At 43.9% G+C, this 24,440-nt stretch carries 31 protein-coding genes and 2 pseudogenes; 26 read left to right on the top strand and 7 right to left on the bottom strand.

The features are described 5' to 3' along the window. Nucleotides 1-15: 15 nt before the first annotated feature. The gene (gene atpD, locus NSQ83_RS19415; protein ID WP_003227686.1) at nucleotides 16-1,437 is read left to right on the top strand and encodes a F0F1 ATP synthase subunit beta; all 1,422 of its coding nucleotides are present in this window, start codon (nucleotides 16-18) and stop codon (nucleotides 1,435-1,437) included. A 23-nt stretch (nucleotides 1,438-1,460) separates the two neighbouring features. Continuing rightward, nucleotides 1,461-1,859, top strand: a complete 399-nt coding sequence (locus tag NSQ83_RS19410) for a F0F1 ATP synthase subunit epsilon (RefSeq protein ID WP_021480810.1) — start codon at nucleotides 1,461-1,463, stop codon at nucleotides 1,857-1,859. Between the two features lie 33 nt (nucleotides 1,860-1,892). Here the strand turns inward: NSQ83_RS19410 and NSQ83_RS19405 are convergent, their stop codons facing one another. Then, complete coding sequence (locus NSQ83_RS19405; RefSeq protein WP_003243900.1) at nucleotides 1,893-2,366, bottom strand: hypothetical protein; 474 nt, start codon at nucleotides 2,364-2,366, stop codon at nucleotides 1,893-1,895. A 169-nt stretch (nucleotides 2,367-2,535) separates the two neighbouring features. Here NSQ83_RS19405 and NSQ83_RS19400 point away from each other — a divergent pair, with 169 nt between their 5' ends. The 20 genes and pseudogenes from NSQ83_RS19400 (at nucleotide 2,536) to NSQ83_RS19305 (ending at nucleotide 17,468) form a co-directional block, all read left to right on the top strand. Beyond that, nucleotides 2,536-2,766: a DUF1146 family protein gene (locus tag NSQ83_RS19400; RefSeq protein WP_003227691.1), complete on the top strand. Its 231-nt coding sequence runs from the start codon at nucleotides 2,536-2,538 to the stop codon at nucleotides 2,764-2,766. A 134-nt stretch (nucleotides 2,767-2,900) separates the two neighbouring features. Then, on the top strand, nucleotides 2,901-3,641 hold the full coding sequence (locus NSQ83_RS19395; protein WP_019712590.1) for a YwmB family TATA-box binding protein: 741 nt from the start codon (nucleotides 2,901-2,903) through the stop codon (nucleotides 3,639-3,641). A gap of 33 nt (nucleotides 3,642-3,674) precedes the next feature. Continuing rightward, complete coding sequence (murA, locus tag NSQ83_RS19390) at nucleotides 3,675-4,985, top strand: UDP-N-acetylglucosamine 1-carboxyvinyltransferase (RefSeq protein ID WP_029726057.1); 1,311 nt, start codon at nucleotides 3,675-3,677, stop codon at nucleotides 4,983-4,985. Nucleotides 4,986-5,180: 195 nt separating this feature from the next. Then, complete coding sequence (gene spoIID / locus NSQ83_RS19385; RefSeq protein ID WP_198878432.1) at nucleotides 5,181-6,212, top strand: stage II sporulation protein D; 1,032 nt, start codon at nucleotides 5,181-5,183, stop codon at nucleotides 6,210-6,212. A gap of 385 nt (nucleotides 6,213-6,597) precedes the next feature. After that, nucleotides 6,598-7,281 (top strand): VWA domain-containing protein, encoded by a 684-nt coding sequence (locus tag NSQ83_RS19380; protein WP_003227700.1) that lies wholly within the window; start codon nucleotides 6,598-6,600, stop codon nucleotides 7,279-7,281. Nucleotides 7,282-7,411: 130 nt separating this feature from the next. Next, nucleotides 7,412-7,552, top strand: coding sequence for a hypothetical protein (locus NSQ83_RS19375; RefSeq protein ID WP_198878433.1), 141 nt, complete (start codon nucleotides 7,412-7,414; stop codon nucleotides 7,550-7,552). Nucleotides 7,553-7,604: 52 nt separating this feature from the next. Then, the gene (locus NSQ83_RS19370; RefSeq protein WP_003243553.1) at nucleotides 7,605-8,279 is read left to right on the top strand and encodes a VWA domain-containing protein; all 675 of its coding nucleotides are present in this window, start codon (nucleotides 7,605-7,607) and stop codon (nucleotides 8,277-8,279) included. A gap of 94 nt (nucleotides 8,280-8,373) precedes the next feature. Next, nucleotides 8,374-8,535 carry a hypothetical protein gene (locus NSQ83_RS19365; protein ID WP_003227706.1) on the top strand — a complete coding sequence of 54 codons (162 nt, stop codon included), beginning with the start codon at nucleotides 8,374-8,376 and terminating at the stop codon, nucleotides 8,533-8,535. Between the two features lie 232 nt (nucleotides 8,536-8,767). Then, nucleotides 8,768-9,556, top strand: a complete 789-nt coding sequence (fdhD, locus tag NSQ83_RS19360) for a formate dehydrogenase accessory sulfurtransferase FdhD (protein WP_003227709.1) — start codon at nucleotides 8,768-8,770, stop codon at nucleotides 9,554-9,556. A 15-nt stretch (nucleotides 9,557-9,571) separates the two neighbouring features. Then, nucleotides 9,572-10,597 (top strand): GTP 3',8-cyclase MoaA, encoded by a 1,026-nt coding sequence (gene moaA, locus NSQ83_RS19355; protein WP_015483814.1) that lies wholly within the window; start codon nucleotides 9,572-9,574, stop codon nucleotides 10,595-10,597. A gap of 191 nt (nucleotides 10,598-10,788) precedes the next feature. Then, nucleotides 10,789-11,922, top strand: coding sequence for a response regulator aspartate phosphatase RapB (rapB, locus tag NSQ83_RS19350; RefSeq protein WP_015251020.1), 1,134 nt, complete (start codon nucleotides 10,789-10,791; stop codon nucleotides 11,920-11,922). Nucleotides 11,923-12,075: 153 nt separating this feature from the next. Continuing rightward, nucleotides 12,076-12,555: a hypothetical protein gene (locus NSQ83_RS19345; RefSeq protein ID WP_198878434.1), complete on the top strand. Its 480-nt coding sequence runs from the start codon at nucleotides 12,076-12,078 to the stop codon at nucleotides 12,553-12,555. A gap of 72 nt (nucleotides 12,556-12,627) precedes the next feature. Then, a complete protein-coding gene (gene csbD, locus NSQ83_RS19340; RefSeq protein WP_003227718.1) occupies nucleotides 12,628-12,816 on the top strand; it encodes a stress response protein CsbD in 189 nt (62 codons plus the stop codon). A gap of 214 nt (nucleotides 12,817-13,030) precedes the next feature. Next, nucleotides 13,031-13,243: pseudogene (locus tag NSQ83_RS19335) on the top strand (urea ABC transporter substrate-binding protein); the annotation flags it as partial. 233 nt (nucleotides 13,244-13,476) lie between these two features. Then, nucleotides 13,477-13,637, top strand: a pseudogene (locus NSQ83_RS19330) (hypothetical protein). A 191-nt stretch (nucleotides 13,638-13,828) separates the two neighbouring features. After that, the gene (gene ureA, locus NSQ83_RS19325) at nucleotides 13,829-14,146 is read left to right on the top strand and encodes an urease subunit gamma (RefSeq protein WP_198878435.1); all 318 of its coding nucleotides are present in this window, start codon (nucleotides 13,829-13,831) and stop codon (nucleotides 14,144-14,146) included. Continuing rightward, entirely contained in the window at nucleotides 14,143-14,517 is a 375-nt protein-coding gene (gene ureB / locus NSQ83_RS19320) for an urease subunit beta (RefSeq protein WP_003227726.1), read from the top strand. The genes ureA and ureB overlap by 4 nt, the downstream gene beginning before the upstream one ends. Beyond that, a complete protein-coding gene (gene ureC, locus NSQ83_RS19315) occupies nucleotides 14,514-16,223 on the top strand; it encodes an urease subunit alpha (RefSeq protein WP_198878436.1) in 1,710 nt (569 codons plus the stop codon). Before ureB ends, ureC begins: the two co-directional genes overlap by 4 nt. A 134-nt stretch (nucleotides 16,224-16,357) precedes the next feature. After that, the gene (locus tag NSQ83_RS19310) at nucleotides 16,358-16,759 is read left to right on the top strand and encodes an Rrf2 family transcriptional regulator (protein WP_003227734.1); all 402 of its coding nucleotides are present in this window, start codon (nucleotides 16,358-16,360) and stop codon (nucleotides 16,757-16,759) included. Nucleotides 16,760-16,826: 67 nt separating this feature from the next. Then, nucleotides 16,827-17,468, top strand: coding sequence for an NAD(P)-dependent oxidoreductase (locus NSQ83_RS19305; RefSeq protein ID WP_015714860.1), 642 nt, complete (start codon nucleotides 16,827-16,829; stop codon nucleotides 17,466-17,468). Between the two features lie 34 nt (nucleotides 17,469-17,502). On the opposite strand, the gene NSQ83_RS19300 is transcribed toward NSQ83_RS19305, so the two are convergent. After that, a complete protein-coding gene (locus NSQ83_RS19300) occupies nucleotides 17,503-17,886 on the bottom strand; it encodes a DUF5362 family protein (RefSeq protein ID WP_014478231.1) in 384 nt (127 codons plus the stop codon). Nucleotides 17,887-18,030: 144 nt separating this feature from the next. Between NSQ83_RS19300 and mta the strand changes: the two genes are divergently transcribed. Then, nucleotides 18,031-18,804, top strand: coding sequence for a transcriptional activator Mta (gene mta, locus NSQ83_RS19295; protein ID WP_198878437.1), 774 nt, complete (start codon nucleotides 18,031-18,033; stop codon nucleotides 18,802-18,804). 20 nt (nucleotides 18,805-18,824) lie between these two features. Here mta and cls read toward each other — a convergent pair whose 3' ends face one another. Continuing rightward, nucleotides 18,825-20,273 carry a cardiolipin synthase gene (gene cls / locus NSQ83_RS19290; protein WP_003243311.1) on the bottom strand — a complete coding sequence of 483 codons (1,449 nt, stop codon included), beginning with the start codon at nucleotides 20,271-20,273 and terminating at the stop codon, nucleotides 18,825-18,827. Nucleotides 20,274-20,515: 242 nt separating this feature from the next. On the opposite strand from cls, the gene NSQ83_RS19285 reads away from it, so the two are divergent. Continuing rightward, the gene (locus NSQ83_RS19285; protein WP_003244359.1) at nucleotides 20,516-20,950 is read left to right on the top strand and encodes a DUF5392 family protein; all 435 of its coding nucleotides are present in this window, start codon (nucleotides 20,516-20,518) and stop codon (nucleotides 20,948-20,950) included. Here the strand turns inward: NSQ83_RS19285 and NSQ83_RS19280 are convergent. From NSQ83_RS19280 to NSQ83_RS19270, 3 genes are all read right to left on the bottom strand, one after another. Then, nucleotides 20,947-21,078: a hypothetical protein gene (locus NSQ83_RS19280; protein WP_003227748.1), complete on the bottom strand. Its 132-nt coding sequence runs from the start codon at nucleotides 21,076-21,078 to the stop codon at nucleotides 20,947-20,949. The genes NSQ83_RS19285 and NSQ83_RS19280 overlap by 4 nt on opposite strands. 158 nt (nucleotides 21,079-21,236) lie before the next feature. Then, a complete protein-coding gene (locus NSQ83_RS19275) occupies nucleotides 21,237-21,755 on the bottom strand; it encodes a DUF5362 family protein (RefSeq protein WP_198878438.1) in 519 nt (172 codons plus the stop codon). Beyond that, entirely contained in the window at nucleotides 21,752-22,243 is a 492-nt protein-coding gene (locus tag NSQ83_RS19270) for a GNAT family N-acetyltransferase (protein WP_198878546.1), read from the bottom strand. Before NSQ83_RS19270 ends, NSQ83_RS19275 begins: the two co-directional genes overlap by 4 nt. 140 nt (nucleotides 22,244-22,383) lie before the next feature. Here NSQ83_RS19270 and spoIIQ point away from each other — a divergent pair, with 140 nt between their 5' ends. After that, entirely contained in the window at nucleotides 22,384-23,256 is an 873-nt protein-coding gene (gene spoIIQ / locus NSQ83_RS19265) for a stage II sporulation protein spoIIQ (protein WP_014481160.1), read from the top strand. 110 nt (nucleotides 23,257-23,366) lie between these two features. Then, a complete protein-coding gene (locus NSQ83_RS19260; protein WP_029726047.1) occupies nucleotides 23,367-23,789 on the top strand; it encodes a VanZ family protein in 423 nt (140 codons plus the stop codon). Between the two features lie 40 nt (nucleotides 23,790-23,829). Here the strand turns inward: NSQ83_RS19260 and bcrC are convergent, their stop codons facing one another. Next, the gene (gene bcrC / locus NSQ83_RS19255) at nucleotides 23,830-24,411 is read right to left on the bottom strand and encodes an undecaprenyl-diphosphate phosphatase BcrC (RefSeq protein ID WP_198878439.1); all 582 of its coding nucleotides are present in this window, start codon (nucleotides 24,409-24,411) and stop codon (nucleotides 23,830-23,832) included. Between the last annotated feature and the right edge of the window lie 29 nt (nucleotides 24,412-24,440).

Genomic DNA, 24,440 nt, shown 5'->3' with positions numbered 1-24,440 from the left:
TCAGGAGGGATAGCGATGAAGAAAGGACGCGTTAGCCAGGTATTAGGACCGGTCGTCGACGTGCGTTTTGAAGACGGTCACTTGCCTGAAATTTATAATGCGATTAAAATTTCACAGCCAGCTGCAAGTGAAAACGAAGTAGGTATTGATTTAACGCTTGAGGTCGCTCTTCATTTAGGTGATGATACAGTCCGTACAATCGCAATGGCATCTACAGATGGTGTTCAGCGCGGTATGGAAGCTGTAGATACAGGAGCGCCAATCTCAGTACCGGTTGGTGATGTAACACTTGGACGTGTATTTAACGTTCTCGGAGAAAATATTGATTTGAATGAGCCGGTTCCTGCGGATGCGAAAAAGGATCCGATTCACAGACAGGCGCCTTCATTCGATCAGCTTTCAACAGAAGTTGAAATTCTTGAAACAGGTATTAAAGTTGTTGATTTGCTTGCTCCTTACATTAAGGGCGGTAAAATCGGATTGTTCGGTGGTGCCGGTGTAGGTAAAACCGTATTAATCCAGGAATTAATCAACAATATCGCGCAAGAGCACGGCGGTATCTCTGTATTCGCCGGCGTAGGAGAGCGTACTCGTGAAGGGAACGACCTTTTCTACGAAATGAGTGACTCTGGCGTAATCAACAAAACAGCCATGGTATTCGGACAAATGAACGAGCCGCCGGGCGCACGTATGCGTGTTGCTTTGACAGGCCTTACAATGGCTGAGCACTTCCGTGATGTACAAGGACAGGACGTACTGTTCTTCATCGATAACATTTTCCGTTTCACACAAGCGGGTTCAGAGGTTTCAGCCCTTCTTGGCCGTATGCCTTCAGCGGTTGGTTATCAGCCGACGCTTGCAACTGAGATGGGTCAGCTCCAAGAGCGTATCACGTCTACGAACGTTGGATCAGTTACATCTATCCAGGCGATCTACGTGCCTGCCGATGACTACACTGACCCGGCGCCGGCGACAACGTTCGCTCACTTGGATGCGACAACAAACCTTGAGCGTAAATTAACTGAAATGGGTATTTACCCTGCGGTTGATCCGTTGGCATCTACATCACGCGCCCTTGCTCCTGAAATTGTTGGAGAAGAGCACTATGCGGTTGCGCGTGAAGTACAGTCAACGCTTCAGCGTTACAAAGAGCTTCAAGATATCATTGCGATTCTCGGTATGGATGAATTAGGCGAGGAAGACAAACTTGTCGTTCACCGCGCTCGTCGTATCCAGTTCTTCCTTTCTCAGAACTTCCACGTGGCTGAACAGTTCACTGGACAAAAAGGTTCTTACGTGCCTGTAAAAGAGACGGTACAAGGCTTCAAAGAAATCTTAGCCGGTAAATATGACCATCTTCCAGAAGATGCATTCCGTCTTGTAGGCCGTATCGAAGAAGTTGTTGAGAAAGCAAAAGAAATGGGTGTAGAAGTTTAATCTGGTCCTAGGAGGGTAAAAGCATGAAGACCGTTAAAGTCAATATCGTTACTCCCGACGGCCCAGTATACGATGCGGATATCGAAATGGTGAGTGTGAGAGCCGAAAGCGGCGATCTCGGTATTTTGCCAGGCCATATTCCAACCGTGGCTCCTCTTAAAATCGGCGCTGTCCGTCTGAAAAAAGACGGGCAGACTGAAATGGTTGCCGTCAGCGGCGGATTTGTCGAAGTCCGTCCTGATCAGGTCACCATCCTTGCCCAGGCTGCCGAGACAGCGGAAGGCATCGATAAAGAGCGCGCTGAAGCTGCACGCCAGCGGGCGCAGGAGCGTTTGAATACTCAATCAGATGATACTGACATTCGTCGGGCTGAGCTTGCGTTACAGCGGGCTTTGAACAGATTGGATGTAGCAGGGAAATAAGAAAAAATCCTTCTCTTTATGAGAAGGATTTTTTTATGAACGAACAAGAGAATCAAACAGCGACAGCAGCGGGCGATCCTCTTTTGGACGCAGGTATAAACCATCACAGGCATTCATTGTATGCCACGATTTGCGATGTCTTCTAAAGCCAAGTGTATAAGCGCCGTCTTTATAGGGATAAGGTTTTACAACCCATTCAGCATCTTCATGGCGGGCAATCACGCAATCTATAAGATAAACACTGATCATTTTCTCGAATTCTTCAATAGGAAGATTCCAATCAGCAAGCAAAAGTTCTTGTATACTTTGAAAATAGAGGTTTTCAAGCTCTTCAAGGCTTTCTCTCGTATAGGTAAGAGAAATGTTAAAAAACTGACACAATTCATTCAGTTCTTCAATCTGTGACTGTCTATAATCATAATAGAATGCAATTGCTTCCCATTCCTGATCAAAAATTGGCAGGTCCTCACCATATTGCTTTTCAGGCTGAAAAAACGAATGATTCACATTTGCCAGCTCCTTTCCAATAAAGTATACCATGTAAAAGAATCGCACTTTAAGCGGGGATTAGCCCTAGATTTGGCTGATTATTCCGTTCTGTATAAAATGTATCATCTTTATCTGTGCTTCTTATATAATAAGAAAGGGTATGAACGCAGAGAAAGGAGTGTAATAGATGAGTGTATTGGGACAGCAGGCTGCAATCGGCATTGTCGTTCACCTTATTTTTATAGCAGTGACTTGGTGGGCGTTGCAAGCCGTCAATATAGATCCGTTAATCAAAAAAGGCAAAGTCGTGCAGGCAAGACTCCTGATGATTTTGCTGACAATTGCCATTGGAACGGCCGTTGCCAATTTCTTTTTAGATTACCTCAATTATTCACAGCAGCTTCCCTATCTATTTTAATAGGTTTTGAACATTATTCTCATTAAATGGTTGGGAGAAGCGGGTTGAAGCGAATAGCTCGAGTTTTGACGAAGATTTTTACGTATGGCGCCTCTTGCCTCCGGTAAAACTGGGGATAAGGGGGAGAGATGAACATGAAGAAAAAACAAGTAAGCCACGCTATTATCATTTCCGTCATGTTAAGCTTCGTCATTGCTGTTTTCCATACCATTCATGCGAGTGAATTAACGCCGTTAGCACAGATGGCAGAGGGGATGGAACGCCAAGATGTGTCAATAGATAAGTGGACATTGCATGCAAAACAAAACATGTCACTGACCGAAAAAGAATTTTATCAAAAAGTGCAACGTTTAAAATCAGAGTATCGTCAATATGATTGGACGATTGCACAGGAAGATAAAGTCGTAAAGGCAATTGGCACATATACTGACAAAAAAAATCGTACTTCTTTTAGACTGCAGCTTGTCACAACCCTCAAAAAACACAATCCAACTTCGTATTTATTATATGAGCAAATGAGTCTAGAGACACCGGATAGCTGGAATGATACATATGAACAGTTTGAACGGGAGACACTTGGGATATTCCAAGAAAAAGTAGTTATTTTTACTTGTCTAAATGGTCACTTAGATGATAATATGAATATTGTTTTGCAAAAAAAAGCAAATCAGTTATTAAATGAATTTCAAGCAAGATCAGTAGAACATGTAGTTGAGCCAAATTTCGTTTCTATTTCTGCGTTTACAGATGAGTGGGAAGAGTACATTATGACCTCGAAACATAAAATGAATTTGCAAATTGCACTTAGAAGTGCAGGAATGGGCGGAAAACATACCGTTACGGTTGGCACACCAATCGTTACGACTGAATATTAATATAGAGAATTTAGGGACGCGGAGGGGAATACCTTGGAAAAAATCATCGTCCGCGGCGGTCAGAAGTTAAACGGCACAGTCAAAGTTGAAGGCGCTAAAAATGCCGTTTTACCTGTTATCGCTGCATCTTTATTAGCAAGTGAAGAAAAAAGCGTAATTTGTGATGTACCTACGCTCTCCGATGTATATACAATTAACGAAGTGTTGCGTCATTTAGGAGCAGATGTGCATTTTGAAAATAATGAAGTGACTGTAAATGCTTCATACGCTTTGCAAACTGAAGCACCTTTTGAATATGTTCGTAAAATGCGTGCGTCTGTGCTTGTCATGGGGCCGCTTCTTGCGCGTACAGGTCATGCAAGAGTTGCACTTCCGGGCGGATGCGCAATTGGTTCCAGACCGATTGATCAGCATTTAAAAGGTTTTGAAGCAATGGGCGCAAAAATCAAAGTCGGTAATGGCTTCATTGAAGCTGAAGTAAAAGGCCGACTGCAAGGCGCAAAAATTTATCTGGACTTCCCAAGTGTAGGAGCTACAGAGAACCTGATTATGGCAGCCGCTCTAGCTGAAGGAACAACAACGCTGGAAAACGTGGCAAAAGAACCCGAAATCGTTGATTTAGCAAACTATATCAACGGCATGGGCGGAAAAATCCGCGGAGCTGGCACCGGCACCATCAAAATTGAAGGAGTCGAAAAGCTTCACGGCGTAAAACACCATATTATTCCTGACCGTATTGAAGCGGGCACATTTATGGTTGCTGCTGCAATCACTGAAGGAAACGTATTAGTAAAAGGAGCGGTTCCTGAACACCTCACCTCTTTAATTGCAAAAATGGAAGAGATGGGTGTAACAATTAAGGATGAAGGTGAAGGTCTGCGTGTCATCGGCCCGAAAGAACTTAAACCGATTGACATCAAAACAATGCCTCACCCGGGCTTCCCGACTGATATGCAGTCACAAATGATGGCGCTTCTGCTTCGTGCAAGCGGCACAAGCATGATTACAGAAACCGTTTTTGAAAACCGTTTTATGCATGCGGAAGAATTCCGCCGTATGAATGGTGATATCAAGATTGAAGGACGTTCTGTCATCATTAACGGTCCTGTACAGCTTCAGGGAGCTGAAGTTGCAGCGACTGATTTGCGTGCAGGTGCAGCGCTGATTCTTGCGGGGTTAGTGGCTGAAGGTCACACACGTGTTACTGAATTGAAGCACTTAGACCGCGGTTACGTTGATTTCCATCAGAAGCTTGCCGCTCTGGGCGCAGACATCGAACGTGTAAATGATGAGTCTGCTTCTGAGCAAGAGAATAAAGAAGTCGTTTCTGACTTAAATGCATAAACTTACTTGAAAATCAGTATGTCACTCTGGCATACTGGTTTTTTATTTTTTGTGTATTATCATCATTATGCGCAAAATAGCAAAAAAGAATACGTAAATGACAAATAAAGTTTCTGTCCAAAACGAGAGTCATATTAGCTTGTTCCTGCCCATAGACTAGACTAGAGTCGAATCCCGAGCAGGAGGCAGCTGAATATGAAACAATTCGCAATCACACTATCCGTACTATGTGCATTGATTCTCTTGGTTCCCACACTCTTGGTTATACCATTCCAGTATAATAAGGAAGCGGGGGCCAGTGTAGAATCAGAAAAGACAGCAGTCAGCACGAAACCAGCATCGAAAGGAGCAGAAACATTGAAAGCATCACCTGTTTCTATTCCCGTCTATCGAACCGCAAATCAATCCGTAGAAAACATTCCGCTTGAAGAGTATGTGATTGGAGTCGTCGCCTCCGAAATGCCGGCAACCTTTGAATCTGAAGCACTGAAAGCCCAGGCCCTCGCCGCCAGAACATTTATTGTCAGACTGATGGTGTCAAATTCAGCGGTTGAGGCTCCTAAAGGCTCACTGGTGGATGATACACAGATGTTCCAGGTGTATAAAAACAAAGCGGAGCTGAAAAAACAGTGGGGCACAAGCTATGAGACAAAACTGAAGAAAATCACAGCTGCGGTAGCCAGTACACAAGGCAAAATCTTAACGTACAACAACCAGCCGATTGAAGCATCCTTTTTCTCCACAAGCAACGGCTACACAGAGAATGCAGAAGCTTATTGGACAAGTGCTATCCCATATTTAAAAAGCGTCAAAAGCCCATGGGATAAAAAGTCTCCGAAATATAAGGAAACGAAAACCTTTACAGCGGCAGAATTTCAGCAAAAGCTTGGCGTCAAGCTGGATGGATCTAGCGCAGTAGGGAAGATTACCGGCGAGACACCGGGCCACCAGGTCGCAACTGCCGTCATTAACGGCAAGACGCTGAAAGGAAGAGACATACGTGAAAAGTTGGGTCTCAACTCCGCCGATTTTGAATGGAAGCGAAATGGAGACACAATTACAGTCACGACGAGAGGATTTGGCCACGGTGTGGGGATGAGCCAATACGGAGCGAATTTTATGGCCAAAGAAGGCAAAACGGTTGATGACATTGTAAAGTACTATTACCAAGGCACACAAATTTCTGAGGCAGATGCGTTTTTGAATAAATATATGGCGAAAAAGTAGAAAAAGACGCTCATTGGGCGTCTTTTTCTGTTCCTGAATATCTTTTATCTAAGAGCAGCTGAAACGGTTTAGAGGAGCTTCTGACCGTCTTTAAGGATCAGTCCTTTTTTCCTGATTTCAGGCTTTGAGATTGTGGTAAAGTCATCCACATTTGTCGACAGACTTCGACAGACTCATATAACGAAAGTCGAAAGGCGGACAATCTTCTCTTTTCATAGGGGCGTTAGGTGGAAATCACTAATAAAAACATAGGTTTCTATGCAAAAGTAAACAACAGCAATGGGGAAGCCCGCCCTATTTATTTCTCGGTTTTTGTTGATTACGATAGATTATGTTCAGCGTTGAACATCTGCACGCAGAAACAAATTGGTAAAGGGGTACGAACATGAAGAAAAGATTTTCACTGATCATGATGACAGGATTGCTTTTTGGATTAACTTCACCTGCTTTTGCAGCTGAAAAGACAGAAACGGAGGCTAAAGCGCCGGCGAACGTGGCGGTCTTGCTTGATGCCAGCGGAAGTATGGCGAAAAGAATAGATGGTGTATCTAAATTTAATTCAGCCAAAAAAGAAATTTCAAAGTTTGCGAGCTCATTGCCAGAAGGAACTCAGGTGAAAATGAGCGTGTTTGGCTCTGAAGGAAACAATAAAAATTCCGGAAAAGTTCAGTCATGTGAAGCCATTCGCAACGTATACGGCTTCCAAAGCTTTAACGAGCAAAGCTTCCTCAATTCTCTCAATACAATTGGGCCGACTGGCTGGACGCCAATTGCCAAAGCGCTGAACGAGGCGAAATCTTCTTTTGACCAGCTTGATGCAAAAGGGGAAAAAGTGGTGTATCTGTTGACAGACGGTGAGGAAACGTGCGGAGGAAACCCGATTAAAACAGCAAAGGAACTGCAAAAAGACAATATCACTGTTAATGTGATCGGCTTTGATTATAAAGAGGGATACAAAGGCCAGCTGAACGCAATTGCGAAAGTAGGCGGCGGTGAATACTTCCCGGCTTATACCCAAAAAGATGTTGAGAAAATTTTCACTCAGCAATCACTAATGTTATCTAAATAAGAAAAAAGAGGCTGGTGATGGTCAGCCTCTTTTTGTATGTAACAAAAACTTCAAAACTAATTAGCTGTCTGCCTGTAGCATAGTAGCAGATTTCCGTTTTTCTGTCATAATCAAGGCGAAAAAAGAATGAATGATCACACAATCTGTTTATGCTTTCTGGGCGGAAATGGCTAAAAATGAACGGTATTTCAAGCGATTTTGGACAGATCGTGAAAGCAGCACAAAAGGCAGCATGTCCTATATCTTTTTGCATTTTCGTATTCTAGCATAAAGAAGAATCCAACATATAGTTGGAAAATATGAAAAAGAAAGGAAGTAATCATATGAAAAAATTGCTGGCTGCCGGTATCATTGGATTGTTGACTGTTTCCATTGCCTCCCCGTCTTTTGCCGCTGAGAAACAGGCTGATACAAATGTAGCTGTTTTGTTTGACGGAAGCGGAAGCATGGTTCAAAAAACAGGAGGAGAGCGCAAAATAGACATTGCCAAAAAATCAGTAAAATCTTTTGCCGAACTTCTTCCGAAGGATACAAATCTTATGCTTCGCGTTTTCGGGCATGCAGGGAACAATAAACTGTCCGGTAAAGCCCTTTCGTGCAGTACGACGGAAACCATTTACGGCCTTCATCCATATGAAGGGTCTCTGTTTGACAATTCATTGAGTGAGCTCAAGCCGACTGGATGGACACCGATTGCCAAAGCACTTGCAGACACAAGAAAAGAATTTGAAGCATTTGACGCAGACGGGAAAAACGTGGTGTATTTAATCACTGACGGTGAAGAAACGTGCGGCGGAGACCCTGCGGCAGAAATCGAAAAGCTCCGTGCATCAAATGTGGATACGATTGTAAACATCATTGGCTTCAACTTTGATGTCAAGGGTAATGAAGAGATGAAACAAGCAGCTGTCGCTGGCGGCGGAGAATATATTTCAGCGAACAGTGCGGATGAGTTCGAACAGGCTTGGGAAAAAGAAGCACAAAAATTTACTGAGTAAGGAACCTAAAGATCAGGCGCTCCCCAAGGCGCCTTATTTTATTGGTTTAAAAACAATTTGGCCGGGAATGATACCCTAAAAAGGGGTTGAACATATGAAATTATTCGGAATGATTTTTCTTATAGCCACCGTTGCATTCATATTGCTTGGTGTTCTTCTAAAACTGGCAGCCTTCTTTTTTGTCAGCATTCTCACCTTGATCGCAGCTATTGTGCTGTTTACGGTTCTGAAAAAGAATCAGCATAATCAAACATAGAGTCCTTTATACAGAGGTGTGTCAGCGTGTCGACAAACCCCGCGTTCGTTGTCAATGCACATTGGTAAAAGGAACGGCGGCTAAATGCTTAGGCGTCCTGCCTAAACACCGCCGTCATCACATCCTGTGAAAGCCCTTTATATAGAGGGCTCTTTTTGTGTCTCAGAATTCGACAAAATCCGAGGAGTGTGAAAAAATATAAAGGCAGGAACATTGCGGAGGGGAAGAGACATTGAACGATAAAGTAACTGCGGTCAGGGATGTATGGCGCTATGAACAAGGGGAAATAAGCAAAGTAGAAGACCGGATGGTGACGGAATTCCCTTTGACAGTGATACTGAATGGCAGTGAATTTGTGACGCTCGTTTGTACGCCTGAGCATATCGAAGAGCTTGTCATCGGATTTCTCGCATCAGAGGGTGTTATACGATTTCAAAAAGAAATTAAAAGGTTTACAATAGATGAAAGTCTCGGTTTTGTATATGTCGACCTCGTTCACCCTGAGACATTGGATCAAAAGGATTATACGAAACGGGTGATCGGCTCATGCTGCGGAAAGGGCCGTCATTTTTATTTTCAGCAGGATGTCAAAACAGCCAAGACGGCTGTCAGCCAAATCAAGATATCGCCTGAGGCATGTCTGGCGCTTATGAAAGACATGCAGCAAGGGAGCGGGACGTTTCAGGATACGGGAGGCGTCCATAATGCGGCGCTTTGCGACACAGAGAAGCTTCTGTTGATGCGCACCGATATCGGTCGGCACAACGCACTTGATAAACTATACGGACACTGCCTTCTAAACGGGATGTCCGTACGCGACAAACTGATTGTGTTCAGCGGCAGAATCTCATCAGAGGTCCTGTTAAAAGCGGCCAAAATCGGCGTGTCGATTGTCATTTCCAAGTCGGCCCCGACGGAGCTTGCGATTCAAATGGCTGAAGAATTGAATATCACAGCGATTGGATTTGTCAGAAACGGATCATTTAATGTATATACACACCCTGAGAGAATCAGGGAGTAGGAAGGGGCTGTAGCTATGATTACAGAGTCGCGTCAGATGTTGGATAAAAGAAACAGACCGCTGAGAGACCTTCGCATTTCTGTTACAGACCGCTGCAACTTCCGATGCACGTACTGTATGCCCGCCGAATTATTCGGCCCGGATTATCCTTTTTTAAAGAAAGAGGAGCTGCTTTCATTTGAGGAGCTGGAACGGCTTGCGACATTGTTTGTCACAAGATTTGGCGTTGAAAAAATCCGCTTGACCGGCGGAGAGCCCCTCATGAGAAAGGATATGCCGGAATTAATCAAAAAACTGGCCCGCATACCGGGTATTCGTGACATCGCGATGACGACAAACGGATCACTGCTGCCTGTTTATGCTAAGAGGCTCAAGGAGGCTGGGCTGAAAAGGGTTACGATCAGCCTTGATTCTTTAGAAGACGAGCGTTTTAAGAAGATAAACGGGCGCGGTGTTTCTGTCAGCAAGGTGCTGGAAGGCATTGAAGCGGCGAAGCAAGCGGGGCTCGGTGTTAAAATCAATATGGTCGTTCAAAAGGGCGTCAATGAAAAAGATATACTGCCTATGGCCCGTTATTTTAAAGAAAAAGGGCATATCCTGAGATTCATTGAATTTATGGACGTAGGCAACACCAACCAATGGGAAAAAAAAGACGTCATGACAAAGGCGGAAATCATAGATTTGATCAATGAACACATGCCTGTTGAGCCGATAGCGCCTAATTATATAGGCGAAGTGGCTTCCAGATTCCGCTACTTGGACGGCTCCGGAGAAATCGGCGTCATATCATCTGTATCTGATGCATTCTGCGGATCTTGCAACAGAGCCCGTCTTTCTGCGAGAGGAGAGCTGTTTACCTGCTTATTCGCTTCAAGCGGATTTGACCTCAGAGCTCCGGTTCGCCAGGAATTAAGTGATGACGAACTATCAGAAATGATCGGGACAGTATGGAAAAATCGGATCGATCAGTATTCAGTCGATCGTACGCTATCAAAAGCATCTGGCAAAAAGAAAGTGGAAATGTCTTATATTGGCGGTTAATTTGAAGTCAAAAGCTTATCGGCACTGTCCGGTAAGCTTTTTTATTAGAATCCGAGTGCAAAAAATACGTAGAAAAACCGAAATATATAAGGATAGGCATAAAGAAGGAATCATTGTAAGAAAATTTAATTCCAAAGCCATACATTATGATAAAATATAACCAATTAGAAAATAGAAAGGGTTGGAGGGGCATGGCCGCGTACGAGATCCCGTCATCTCAAGTAGGAGTGAAAATCAATAAGTGGTATAAGCACATTTTAGCATTTCAAGTGGCTGATGCCGTAAAGCTGAAAGAAGAAATTGATCTAGATATCGAACAGATGGAAGAGGATCAGCTGCTTCTCCTGTATTATCAGCTGATCAGCTACCGGCACCAAATTATGCTGGATTATGTAAAGCCTGACCTGCACGAGGAATCTCAGCTTCAATATCGTGAATTGATCAAAACGCTGGAAAGCAATCAGGACAGCATCTCCGGATTATCTGAGTATTATTTTCACTTGTTTAGAGGAATGTACGAATTTGAACAGAACAATTACATCTCGGCTATATCCTTTTATCGGAAAGCTGAGAAGATGCTTGCGTTTGTAGAAGATGAAATTGAAAGAGCGGAATTTCATTTTAAAGTGGCGGAAGTCTTTTATATTATGAAGCAGACGCACTTTTCCATGAACCATGCCGTACAGGCGCTGGAGACGTATAAGGCTCACGATTTTTACAGAGTCAGAAGAATTCAATGCCATTTCGTCATATCAGGAAACTACATTGACTACAGAAATTATGAAAAAGCGCTTGAACATTTAGATGACGCGTATCGCCTTGCTTTATTGGAAGGACAGCCCCGTTTGATCGGATCAGCCCTTTATAATATCGGGAATTGCTATGATGACAAGGGGGAGCTGGATCAGGCCGCCGAATACTTTGAAAAAGCGCTTCCTGTCTTCGAGGATTATCAGCTGGAACAGCTTCCAAAAGCGCTCTTCAGCCTGACTCGCGTTCTTTTCAAAAAACAAGATAGCGAAGCCGCGATACGGTACTATGAAAAAGGGATTGCCATTGCCCAAAAACGAAACGACTTCTTCAGTCTGGCAAAATATAAATTTCTGCAGGCATTATATGTGGAATCTGTCAATTTGGATATGATTCAAGAAGTATTTGATTATATGGAAGAAAAGGGCCTGTATGTATATATTGAAGAATTTGCTTTAGATGCTGCCTCTTATTTCAGTCATCGCGAACAATATAAAGAAGCGGTGTATTTTTATGAAAAAGCGGTCAGCATGAGAGAGATGATTCAAAGGAACGATTGTTTATATGAAGTATGAGACAAAACCATCTGCTGGCAGATGGTTTTTTTTTATGCAAAAAAAGGGGAGCATCGGAACGTTTATTTCCGGGGAGAACAGGAAAAATCGCTACAGCACTGTTTTTTGAACAAAAGCCGTTTTGGGATGCATCTGCACGTGAGGGGGAATTCAATGTTTGGTTTTAATGATATGGTGAAGTTTCTGTGGTCTTTCCTCATTGTTTTGCCGCTTGTACAGATTATACATGTTTCAGGGCACAGCTTTATGGCTTTTATTTTTGGCGGAAAAGGATCGTTGGATATAGGCATGGGAAAAACGCTGCTTAAAATTGGACCCATACGGTTCAGAACGATTTATTTTATCGATTCTTTTTGCCGGTACGGGGAGTTGAAAATTGACAATCGATGCTCAAATGCACTCGTGTATGCAGGGGGCTGCTTGTTTAACCTCATCACGATTTTTGCAATCAATCTGCTGATTATACACAGTGTATTAAAGCCGAATGTGTTTTTCTATCAGTTTGTCTATTTTTCTACGTATTATGTGTTTTTTGCCCTGCTGCCGGTCCGATATTCAGAGAAAAAGTCATCAGACGGGCTGGCGATATACAAGGTGCTCCGTTACGGAGAGCGCTACGAAATCGATAAATAACATTAGAATGTTTAATGCCTCTCAGATCGGGAAGGTAACAAGTACACACATAATTGAGAGGGGAGAATTAACATGGGTAACGATAGTGTAAAAGACAAAATGAAGGGCGGCTTTAATAAAGCCAAAGGAGAAGTGAAGGATAAAGTCGGAGATATGGCTGACAGAACGGACATGCAGGCTGAAGGCAAAAAAGATAAGGCAAAAGGCGAAATCCAAAAGGATATCGGGAAAGCCAAGGATAAATTTTCAGATAAAGATTAATCGTACGGAAGAGGCAGGAAACGAAATGTTTCTTGTCTTTTTTTTTTTTCGCTTTTTCTGATGTGAATAAATATAACAAAAAAAGAAGCTGATTTGGTCAAGGTAACTAAATTTTTTAAATATTCTTTGAATTAATAGGCCTCTTCTATATAATGATGACATAAGTTGTAAACTTTTATAACATCATTTGAAGAAATCAAACAAAGGGGTTTTGATGACGGAATGTACTGCACCGAAGAAAGTGTCGGAAGCCACGGGAGTGCGAAAAAACAGTTGATATCGACACAAGCGGGGATTCAGTGAAGACCGGAATTCTTCACTCGTTAAGAGGAACGGTGGCGATCAGCGAAGTGACCGTCCATGATACGGAGTTAATGGCAATAGTCGGGTTCTAGGTATTGTGGAGGACGGCGCCTCAGACTGGCCTGCATGCCATGCTTCCGGTTGCGGAGCAAAACAACAGGCTGCCATCAGGAATGTAACGTCTGGTTATGACCAATCGATGGTTTAGCACAGCCTTAGCATAGAGGTTCACCCGGGGCAGATTGTTGCTGTATTAGGCCGACTCCGGCTAAACAGGGGGGCTATTTATTTTAATCAAACGTTTGTTCAAAACGAAAAGGCGGCCAACAGCAGCAGCTTGCAATCACCAGAGCGCTGATGGTAAATCTGAAAAATATTTTACTTAATGAACAATTGGGAGGAATTCAGATTTTAATTGTCGAACTAGTCAGACAAGTTATTATAGAAATTTCCAGAAAAAAAGACATTTCTGTTATCTTAGTCGGGCGCAGTCTGGAAAACGCGTTAATCTGTGCTGACTATCTTTCTGTGATCGACAGGGGAACGGCTGTTACCATGGGAAGGCCTAAAGAAACGGCATGCCGCTTTGAAAGGCATCTTACCGTATGACCCCCATTCTCGAAGAAAGGGAGGTGATGTCCCGCCTGACTGTTCCGCAAATTCGTAGTAGCCGCATCTGCTTTATATGACAAAAGAAGGAGGACTACAGATGAAACTGACACCGGTTGAACAAGAAAAATTGCTCATTTTTGCAGCGGGGGAATTAGCCAAACAGCGAAAGGCGCGGGGCGTTCTGCTGAACTATCCTGAGGCTGCTGCTTATATCACCTGCTTTATTATGGAAGGCGCACGTGATGGGAAGGGAGTAGCAGAGCTGATGGAAGCCGGCCGCCATGTATTAACGGAAAAAGATGTGATGGGGGGTGTGCCTGAGATGCTGGACAGCATTCAGGTGGAGGCCACATTTCCGGATGGTGTAAAGCTTGTTACGGTACATCAGCCAATTTCTGCGGAGGTGAAGTCATGAAGCCGGGAGCATTTCAAATTGCTGAGGGAACCATTACGATTAATGAAGGCCGTGAGATACGGGAGGTAACGGTAAAAAACACCGGATCACGCTCCATTCAAGTCGGTTCGCATTTTCATTTTGCGGAGGCCAACGGGGCTTTATTATTTGACCGTGAGCTGGCGATCGGCATGCGTCTTGATGTTCCATCAGGCACGTCGGTCCGTTTTGAGCCGGGAGAGCAGAAAACGGTCTCACTAGTGGAAATCAGAGGACGCAAGACAATTAGAGGGCTGAACGGAATGGCCGACACGTTTATCGATGAACGCGGCAAAGAAAAAACGTTGGCCAACTTAAAACAAGCCGGCTGGATGGAGGGTGTAATCCGATGAAAATGTCACGGGAGGAATATGCGGAGCTGTTTGGCCCGACAACGGGCGATAAAATCAGATTGGGTGACACGGATTTATGGATCGAAGTCGAAAAGGATTTCACAGTATATGGTGAAGAAATGATCTTTGGCGGCGGAAAAACAATCCGCGACGGCATGGGCCAAAACGGCAGAATCACAGGGAAGGACGGCGCTTTGGATTTGGTTATCACCAACGTCGTGCTATTGGATTACACAGGCATTGTCAAAGCGGATGTCGGTGTGAAAGACGGCCGGATTGTCGGTGTCGGAAAAAGCGGAAATCCTGATATCATGGATGGAGTCGATCCGCACATGGTCATCGGAGCGGGGACAGAGGTGATTTCCGGTGAAGGCAAAATTTTAACAGCCGGGGGAGTGGACACGCACATTCATTTTATTTGTCCTCAGCAGATGGAAGTTGCGCTTTCTTCAGGTGTGACGACCCTTTTGGGAGGCGGAACAGGACCCGCTACAGGAAGCAAAGCGACAACATGTACGTCCGGGGCGTGGTATATGGCGAGGATGCTGGAAGCGGCCGAGGAGTTTCCGATCAATGTCGGCTTCTTAGGAAAAGGGAATGCATCCGATAAAGCGCCGCTGATCGAGCAGGTGGAAGCAGGCGCCATCGGCCTTAAGCTTCATGAAGACTGGGGCACGACGCCAAGCGCCATTAAAACGTGTATGGAAGTCGTGGACGAGGCTGATATTCAAGTTGCCATCCATACCGATACGATTAACGAAGCGGGCTTTTTGGAAAACACGCTCGACGCGATCGGGGACCGGGTCATTCATACTTATCACATTGAAGGTGCAGGCGGCGGCCATGCCCCGGATATTATGAAGCTCGCTTCTTACGCGAACATTCTGCCGTCATCTACAACGCCAACCATTCCTTATACCGTTAATACGATGGATGAGCATCTTGACATGATGATGGTCTGCCACCATTTAGATGCGAAAGTGCCTGAAGATGTGGCGTTCAGCCATTCCAGAATCAGGGCGGCGACGATTGCCGCGGAGGATATTCTCCATGATATCGGTGCGATCAGCATGACATCATCGGATTCCCAAGCGATGGGACGGGTCGGTGAAGTGATCATCCGAACATGGCAGGTAGCCGATAAAATGAAAAAACAGCGCGGCGCTCTTGCCGGTGAAAACGGTAATGACAATGTGCGCGCAAAAAGGTACATTGCCAAATACACGATTAATCCGGCAATTACGCACGGGCTCAGCCATGAAGTCGGCTCGGTGGAAAAAGGGAAGCTTGCTGATCTCGTTCTGTGGGACCCGGTATTTTTCGGCGTAAAACCGGAACTGGTCTTAAAGGGCGGCATGATTGCACGTGCGCAAATGGGAGATCCGAACGCGTCCATCCCGACTCCTGAACCGGTTTTCATGCGCCAAATGTATGCGTCTTACGGAAAAGCCAACCGCTCAACCTCGATTACATTTATGTCTCAGGCAAGCATAGAGCGTGGTGTGGCGGAAAGCTTAGGGCTGGAAAAAGGGATTTCTCCAGTCAAAAATATCAGAAAGCTGAGCAAGCTGGATATGAAGCTGAATTCGGCTTTGCCGAAGATTGAGATTGATCCAAAAACCTATCAGGTCTTTGCTGACGGGGAGGAATTGTCTTGCCAGCCTGTCGATTATGTCCCACTTGGACAAAGATATTTCTTATTTTGATAAGACGCGGCCGGAGTGCATCCGGCCGTTCTATTGACTAAAAACGGTGCACAAAACCCGTGTATTTAGTGTATATTAGATGTTGACAAACGAATCAAATGTAACTATTATAGTTACAACGGTGGTGAAAAAACATGATTAACAGCCGTCTTGCTGTTGCCATTCATATTTTATCCCTCATCTCGATGGATGAAAAAACATCTTCAGAAATCATTGCAGACAGTGTCAACACGAATCCAGTAGTCGTGCGAAGAATGATCAGCCTGCTGAAAAAAGCTGATATTCTCACATCACGCGCAGGGGTGCCGGGTGCAAGCCTTAAAAAAGATCCTGCTGATATTTCTCTTTTAGAAGTGTACCGGGCTGTCCAAAAGCAAGAAGAACTCTTTGCGGTTCATGAAAACCCGAATCCGAAATGTCCGGTAGGGAAAAAAATTCAGAACGCTCTGGATGAAACGTTTGAAAGTGTGCAAAGAGCGATGGAAAATGAACTGGCGAGCAAGTCATTAAAAGATGTTATGAATCATCTCTTTTAATCAAAAGGGATGACTTCTCACCGCTAAAATGTAACTAAAATTGTTACAAATAAGGAGGAAATGAAAAATGAAAATTGGTATTATAGGCGCAAGCGGGAAAGCGGGAAACGAGATTTTGAAAGAAGCGAAAACAAGAGGCCATGAAGTGACAGCCATCGTCAGAAACGCTTCAAAAGTGCAGGAGCAGGACGTAGCGGTTTTGGAGAAAGATGTGTTTGAACTTACTGCGGAAGACATCAAGCCTTTCGACGCGGTCGTAAACGCTTTTGGAGCAGCACCCGGCCAAGAACATCTTCATGTTGAAGCAGGAAGAGCACTCATCAGCATCTTAAAGGACGCGAAGCACACAAGATTGCTTGTTGTTGGCGGAGCGGGAAGCCTGTTTGTTGATGAAGCCAAAACAACCCGTTTAATGGATACGCCGGAATTTCCGAAAGAATATTTGCCAACTGCATCAAATCAAGGCGAGAACCTGAAAGATTTGCAGCAGACAGACTCCATTTCCTGGACGTTCCTCAGTCCTGCGGCATTTTTTGATCCGGCAGGAAAACGGACTGGCTCTTACCAAAAAGGAAAAGACAATGTCATCGTAAATGCAAAAGGCGACAGCTATATCAGCTATGCAGATTATGCCATTGCTGTACTGGACGAGCTTGAACATCCCGAACACAAAAATGAACGCTTCACAGTGGTAAGCGAAGCGGAATAATAAAAAACCCGGAGCCAGCTCCGGGTTTTTCTCATTAATAAGTGCTGTACGTATCGCTGAAAAGGCCGTCAGCAATCCCAAGCATTAAAAAGATGAAGAAGGCGATAATCGCAAGAATGGATACAGCAATGCTTACGATCAAATAAATCCCTTGCATCTTTACGAATTTCGCGTAATTCTCCAGCATTAAGTCTTCAGACTGTCCGCTATTGTGTTCAGCCATTTGGCCTGCTTCCCTAGCTGACCTCATCAAAAAGATACCGGAAATAATTTGCAGTACGCCTGGCACGGCACCGATTAGAAAAATGAACGCGCCTGAAAGCGCGGTAATTGCGCCCATAATAATAAATAAAATGCCTGTAGCTTTTCCCCATTTCGAAATACTGATGAGGGTTTTGTTCATTGTTTCAGGATTCATGTATACTGGCTCCCCTTTACAAAAAAATACTCACTTTTCTTTTATACACTATTTGTGAGAAGTTTTGTATATAGAAAATAACATTTTGGGGATTGACCCTAACGTTGCGTGATTGTTTACGATAAAAAAGAGGAGGTGTTATGTATGAAATATCAAGTTAAACAAGTGGCGGAGATATCAGGTGTTAGCATTCGGACGCTCCATCACTATGACAATATTGAGCTTCTGAATCCTTCAGCGCTTACTGATGCTGGGTATCGTTTGTACAGTGACGCAGACCTGGAAAGACTGCAGCAGATTTTATTTTTCAAGGAAATCGGGTTTCGTCTGGATGAGATTAAAGAGATGCTGGATCATCCGAATTTTGACCGGAAAGCGGCACTTCAGTTGCAAAAGGAGATATTGATGAAGAAAAAACAAAGAATGGATGAGATGATTCAAACAATTGACAGGACGCTTTTGTCCGTTGATGGAGGGGAAACGATGAATAAGAGGGATTTATTTGCCGGATTAAGCATGAAAGACATTGAAGAGCATCAGCAGACATACGCTGATGAAGTCAGAAAGCTGTATGGTAAGGAAATCGCAGAAGAAACAGAGAAAAGGACATCTGCATACTCGGCAGATGATTGGCGCACAATCATGGCTGAATTTGATTCGATTTACAGACGAATTGCGGCGCGAATGATACATGGGCCCGATGATGCAGAGGTTCAGGCCGCTGTGGGGGCATTTCGCGATCATATTTGCCAATATCATTACGATTGCACACTCGACATTTTCAGAGGACTCGGGGAAGTGTATATCACTGACGAGCGATTTACCGATTCAATCAATCAATATGGAGAAGGTCTTGCCGCTTTTTTGCGGGAGGCGATCATCATTTACTGTGACCATCAGGAAAACCCCCGGCCGTAAAGGCCGGGGGTTTTCGCATCTTATAAGATCGGCGACAACAGCCGCGAGACGGATTCTTTTATTCGAATCCACAACGGGCGCTGCAGATACTCCTCATAGGTGAATTTTCTGGATACTAGCAAATCTTCTTTAAAAGTCGAAACCAGTTTTTTAGCAATGGTGATATCGTAAATAAATGCATTAACCTCAAAATTCAGCCTGAAGCTTCGGACATCAATGTTCGCTGTGCCGACTGAAGCGATTTCGTCATCCACCACGATGGTTTTCGCGTGAATAAAGCCGTTATCGTAAATATAGACAGTGGCTCCGGCTTTCAGCAGATCGCCGATATACGAAAGTGTTGCCCAGTATACAAAGGCATGATCAGGCTTGTTCGGAATCATAATGTTAACGTCAATGCCCGAAAGGCAAGCGATCCTTAAAGCATCCAACAGGCTTGCATCTGGGATAAAATAAGGTGTTTGAATCAAAATGGAACGCTTGGCGTTTGAAATCATTTTGATGTAGCCATTTTTAATTTGTTCCCATTCCGAATCAGGGCCGCTTGTGACAATCTGCATCCCGACGTTGCCTTTTGGGCCGTAATCAGGAAAGTGATTTGGAATATATGTCAGCGTATGGTGATGAGAAGCTTGGTTCCAGTCAAGGATGAATCGTGTTTGGATGGCGTGCACGGCCGTTCCTTGCAGCCGGATATGCGTATCCCGCCAATAACCGAATTTCGGATTAAGCCCTAGATACTCATCTCCGACGTTAAAGCCTCCGACATAACCGGTCATTCCGTCTATGATCACAAGCTTTCGATGGTTTCGGTAATTCAGCCGCAGGTTAATCGGCCTGAGCTTTGACGGGAAAAAGACCTCCACATGCCCGCCAGCCTCGCGAAGCTCTTTAAAAAACTTTTTTCTCAGCGTTCGGGACCCGAGTTCATCATAAAGCACTCTGACCTGAACACCTTCTTTCGCCTTTTGGATGAGAGCGTCCCGCAATTTTTTGCCTAATTCATCGCCTTTATAAATATAATACTGTAAATGGATATGATCCTTAGCCTTTGAAATGTCACTCAGCAGCCGCTGAAATTTATCCCGTCCATCTGTAATGACGTCAACTGAATTATCCTCTGTAAACACAGCATGGTTATTCATAATCAGCATATAAATTAAATCTTTGTTATCAAAGGTTGCCCGGTTGTTAAACTGAAATTGCTTGGTTTCTAAATCTTCAAGCTGATGTTTCAGCAGCCTTTCAATTCCAATCTTTTTCCGGTCTTCCCATTGAAACAAATGCTTGCGTCTGAGATTATGGCCGAATAATAAGTATAAAATAAAGCCTAAAACGGGAATAAAGAAAAGAACAAGCAGCCACGCCCAAGATGCACTGGCATCGCGCCGTTCTTTGAAGATGACAATGATGGCCAAAAGAATATTTAAAATGAAAAAAAGTGATAAAAGGATGGAAGAAATACTCACTTTGTAACCCCGCTCATTCATATTTATCAAGAAGATTGCCATTAGTATTCCATGAATAACAGTGATCTGATTCCCATTACAAATTATAACACTCACATTTTAAAAGAATAAAGAGCGGCGATCCAGATTCTTCGTGAAAAATACGGGCAGATTTCTTTAAAACCAGCTTGCACCTGCGTTAAAATAAACACATATGATAACGTTCGTGAAGCTTGAAACATCAAATAAAGGGGGAGGATTACATGAACTTTTATAGAGTCGAACAAATGCCGGGGTTCATCAAAACAGAAATGCAAAAAATTCAAAAGGCCGTACAGCCTTTCATGAAAAAAACCGTCATTTACCGTTTTCTTGCTATTCCGCTTGCTGCATTCTCTCTCTTTAATTTAGCTGCTTTTCTATTTCATGCTTCAGCTGACAGGGAGTCCCTGATCAGCGCAGGCATATTCGCCCTTTTGGCGGCGCTCGGGCTCGCATTTTTTAAAGAGGCAGGCTATCAGCATAAACAAATCCAAAAAACGGTTCACATCTATATGCTGAACAGGATCAAAAAGAGCGAAATCCTTTCAGAAGAGCGGAAAAGCTCCTACGCACGACAAATAAAGGAAGAGCCTTTTGCGATGCGGAGTTTTGTTGAATTTTTGACTGAGGAAGACAGACGCAAAAAAATGTATTAAAGAAGATCTGCACCCGGATTGTTGAGATTTTCCAGACGATCCGGGTGTGTTTTTTTGCATGCAGACACCCGAAATAAAAAGTGCGGTTTCGGATTGATTCCGACTTCATCCGTTTTTTTGATATTCATTTCTGGGTAACAGCGTTGCTTTGTTGATTTCCTCTACTAGAGATGTCTATTGTATGCTTGCTTCAGGATTTGGTGTTTACGCCGGCCTGCTTTGAATAGTCAAATAAAATAGGCATGGTTCCGTTTATATGGAACTCATGCCCTGTCCTGTCTCATCATTATTCAAACACCGGATCATCCTCATAATAATAGGAATCCGAATCTTCATACGTATCGGTGTTTTCATAAGCGGCTATGCCGATAATCACCAGCAAGAAAATGGCCAAAATGATGCCAATCAGGCCCATGGCGATACTGGATGCTGCGTAAAACAGCTGCATTTTAATAAACGTTCCATAGTTCTCAAGCATGCTTTCACCTGCGGCGCCGGTAAGAGTTCCTTCGGCTTCCGCGGCTGCTTTTGCTGAGCGCATCAAAAATACGCCTGAAATAATGAGCAGTACGCCCGGGATGGCGCCAATCACTGTCATCAAGGCGGTCAGAGTGACCAGCGATCCCATAATGATTAACAAGATGCCAGAAATTTTTCCCCACTTGGCAATGTCGGATAGCGACTTGACAGCGGAGGCGCTCAGCTGGCGGGTCTCCTGTTCAACAGGTGCAGTCTCCTGTTCAGCGAGGCTATTTTCTTCATTATGATGTTCAATTTCGTTTTCATCTTTATCCAGACTAATCATGAAAGCTCTCTCCCTAAAATTTTTAAATCGTATCTTTTCCCGTCCATTTCGGCGATGCCGGGGAATAATCCCCATTCTGCAAACCCGTGCTTTTCAAACAGCTTCAGGCTTGGTTTATTATGCCTGAAAATGAAGGCCATAAGTGAGCGGATGCCAAGATTCGGGGCAATGCGGAGCGCTTCTTGAAGCAAATATGATCCAACACCTTTGCCGCGGCATGCTTCGTCAATGTATATGCTGACTTCCGCTGTTTTATTATAGGCTGGCCTTCCATAAAATGTTTCAAAGCTGATCCAGGCAGCGACGTTTCCGTTTTCATCCTCGGCCACATAGAGCGGACGTGCCTCTGTATGTCCCGAAAACCATTCCATCCGGTCTTCAGGAGTTACCGGTTCGGTATCGGCTGTTACCATTCGAGAAGCAATCGTTGAATTATAAATCGCCACAACAGCCTCCAGATCTTTATTTTCAGCAAGGCGCAATGTCATGTTCATACGTTTTTGGCACTCCTCTCAAAAAAATACATATTTTCGTTCAGTCTGTGCAAACTACATCTAAAAAAGTTTTTTTGGATAGGTTGTATATATTTTCAGAAAAGTGTTCAGAATGTTGCTGAGGTGATGAAACAATGAGAGAGGAAGAAAAGAAAACTTCTCAAGTCAAAAAACTTCAGCAGTTTTTTCGTAAACGCTGGGTGTTCCCTGCAATTTACTTAGTCAGTGCGGCCGTCATTTTAACAGCTGTCCTTTGGTATCAATCAGTATCAAATGATGAGGTAAAGGATCAGTTAGCTGATAACGGCGGAAACTCCGCATATGACAACAACGACGATGCAGTTGAAGTAGGAAAGTCAATGGAAAATGTCGCAATGCCGGTTGTTGATTCTGAAAACGTTTCTGTTGTGAAAAAGTTCTATGAAACCGATGCCGCAAAAGAAGAGAAAGAAGCAGCACTCGTTACCTATAATAACACGTACAGCCTAAGCAAAGGAATTGACTTAGCTGAGAAAGACGGAAAAGATTTCGATGTCTCTGCTTCTCTGAGTGGTACGGTTGTTAAAGCTGAAAAAGATCCAGTGCTGGGATATGTTGTGGAAGTAGAACATGCCGACGGTTTATCGACTGTGTATCAATCTCTTTCCGAAGTAAGCGTTGAGCAAGGTGACAAAGTAAAACAAAATCAAGTGATCGGAAAATCTGGCAAGAACCTTTACAGTGAAGACAGCGGAAACCACGTGCACTTTGAAATCCGTAAAGATGGGGTCGCAATGAATCCGTTAAACTTTATGGACAAACCAGTTTCTTCTATTGAAAAAGCAGCAGCTGCTGAAGAAAAAGCTGCCACCCAAGAAACAGAAGAATCCATTCAGCAATCTTCCGAGAAAAAGGACGGATCAACTGAAAAAGGAACAGAAGAAAAATCCGGTGAGAAAAAGGATGATTCAACTGACAAATCTGGTTCCAAAGAAAGCAGCACAACAGAAGACACTGAACAGTCTTAATGAAGAAAACGTCTATCCTTGTGATGGGCGTTTTTTTCTGTTACTTTTTGCTTTGTTTTACCGTCTATGTAGTTACATGTAGGCACGTACGTTATAAAGGAGGTTATGTCATGAACCGCCTATTGCTCGCAGGCTGGATCTTTTTTATCCTGCTCTCTGTCTGTACGGAAAGCTTCAGCGGCATGGTCGTGTCACAAACGGTGGCTTTTCATTTTCAGCCGCACCCTGATATGTCTCGTTTTTTAGACATGGATTTTACAGAGCTTGCTATACCTGAAGCGCTTATTCAAAAAATCGGGCACGCGTTTTCCTTCTTTGTGCTGACCTATTTGCTGTGGAAACAGCGGGGCAGCATAAGATCAGCTGCAGCCGGCTCGTTCGCGTTTGCTTTTTTCACAGAAGTTCTTCAGCTCTTCTTCAGCAGGAATGGTTGTATCCGGGATGTGCTCATCGATGCTGTTGGTATTGGATTGTTTTATGGTTTATATGTGTTGGCGAAGCGAAGAAAACAAGAGATGTATGAAAAATATTAAAGCCGGCTGTCTTGATTTCAGACGCCGGCTTTTGTCTTTCTTAGAAATTTTGATCGGTTGGTTTTTTCGTCAGTTTATTGATAATGGCTTCGTAGATCCTCACGACCAAATCGACGAACGGGCGAAGCAGGTCTGAAAATCTAAAGAAAAGGAACCCGATAATGATGGCGACAACGAGGCTGCCCAATACATCTACCGGATAGTGATGTCCCACCCAAATTCTCGAAAAGCCTGTCAAAAGCCCAAAAATGACAAGCGGCCAGCCGATTTTGCGGTTTCTGAAAAGCATCGCAATAGAAATCGCTAATGCACCTGTCGTGTGGTCACTTGGAAATGAAGCATCCGCAGCATGCGGAATCAGTGTATGCACTGTATGCGCAACGAACGGGCGCGGTTCGAAATAAATAAGCGTAATCAAATAGTTGATCACAAGGCCTGCAATTCCTGTGATGCCTGCGTATAGCACATGTTTTCTGCTTTGTGTGTTCCCAAACAGCCAGATTGCCAATAGGATAAGGGCATAGGCGACAATGGCATATTCCGTGATGAAGACCATAATGGAATCGAGAACTGAATTGTGATGAGATAGTCCATGGATTGCTTTAAAAATTTCGTAGTTCAAATAATCACCTTTTACATTTTTATATTTAG

Source organism: Bacillus sp. PS217, assembly GCF_037963535.1.
Classification (GTDB): Bacteria; Bacillota; Bacilli; order Bacillales; family Bacillaceae; genus Bacillus; species Bacillus subtilis.
This window is presented reverse-complemented; position numbering and strand designations above follow the sequence as displayed.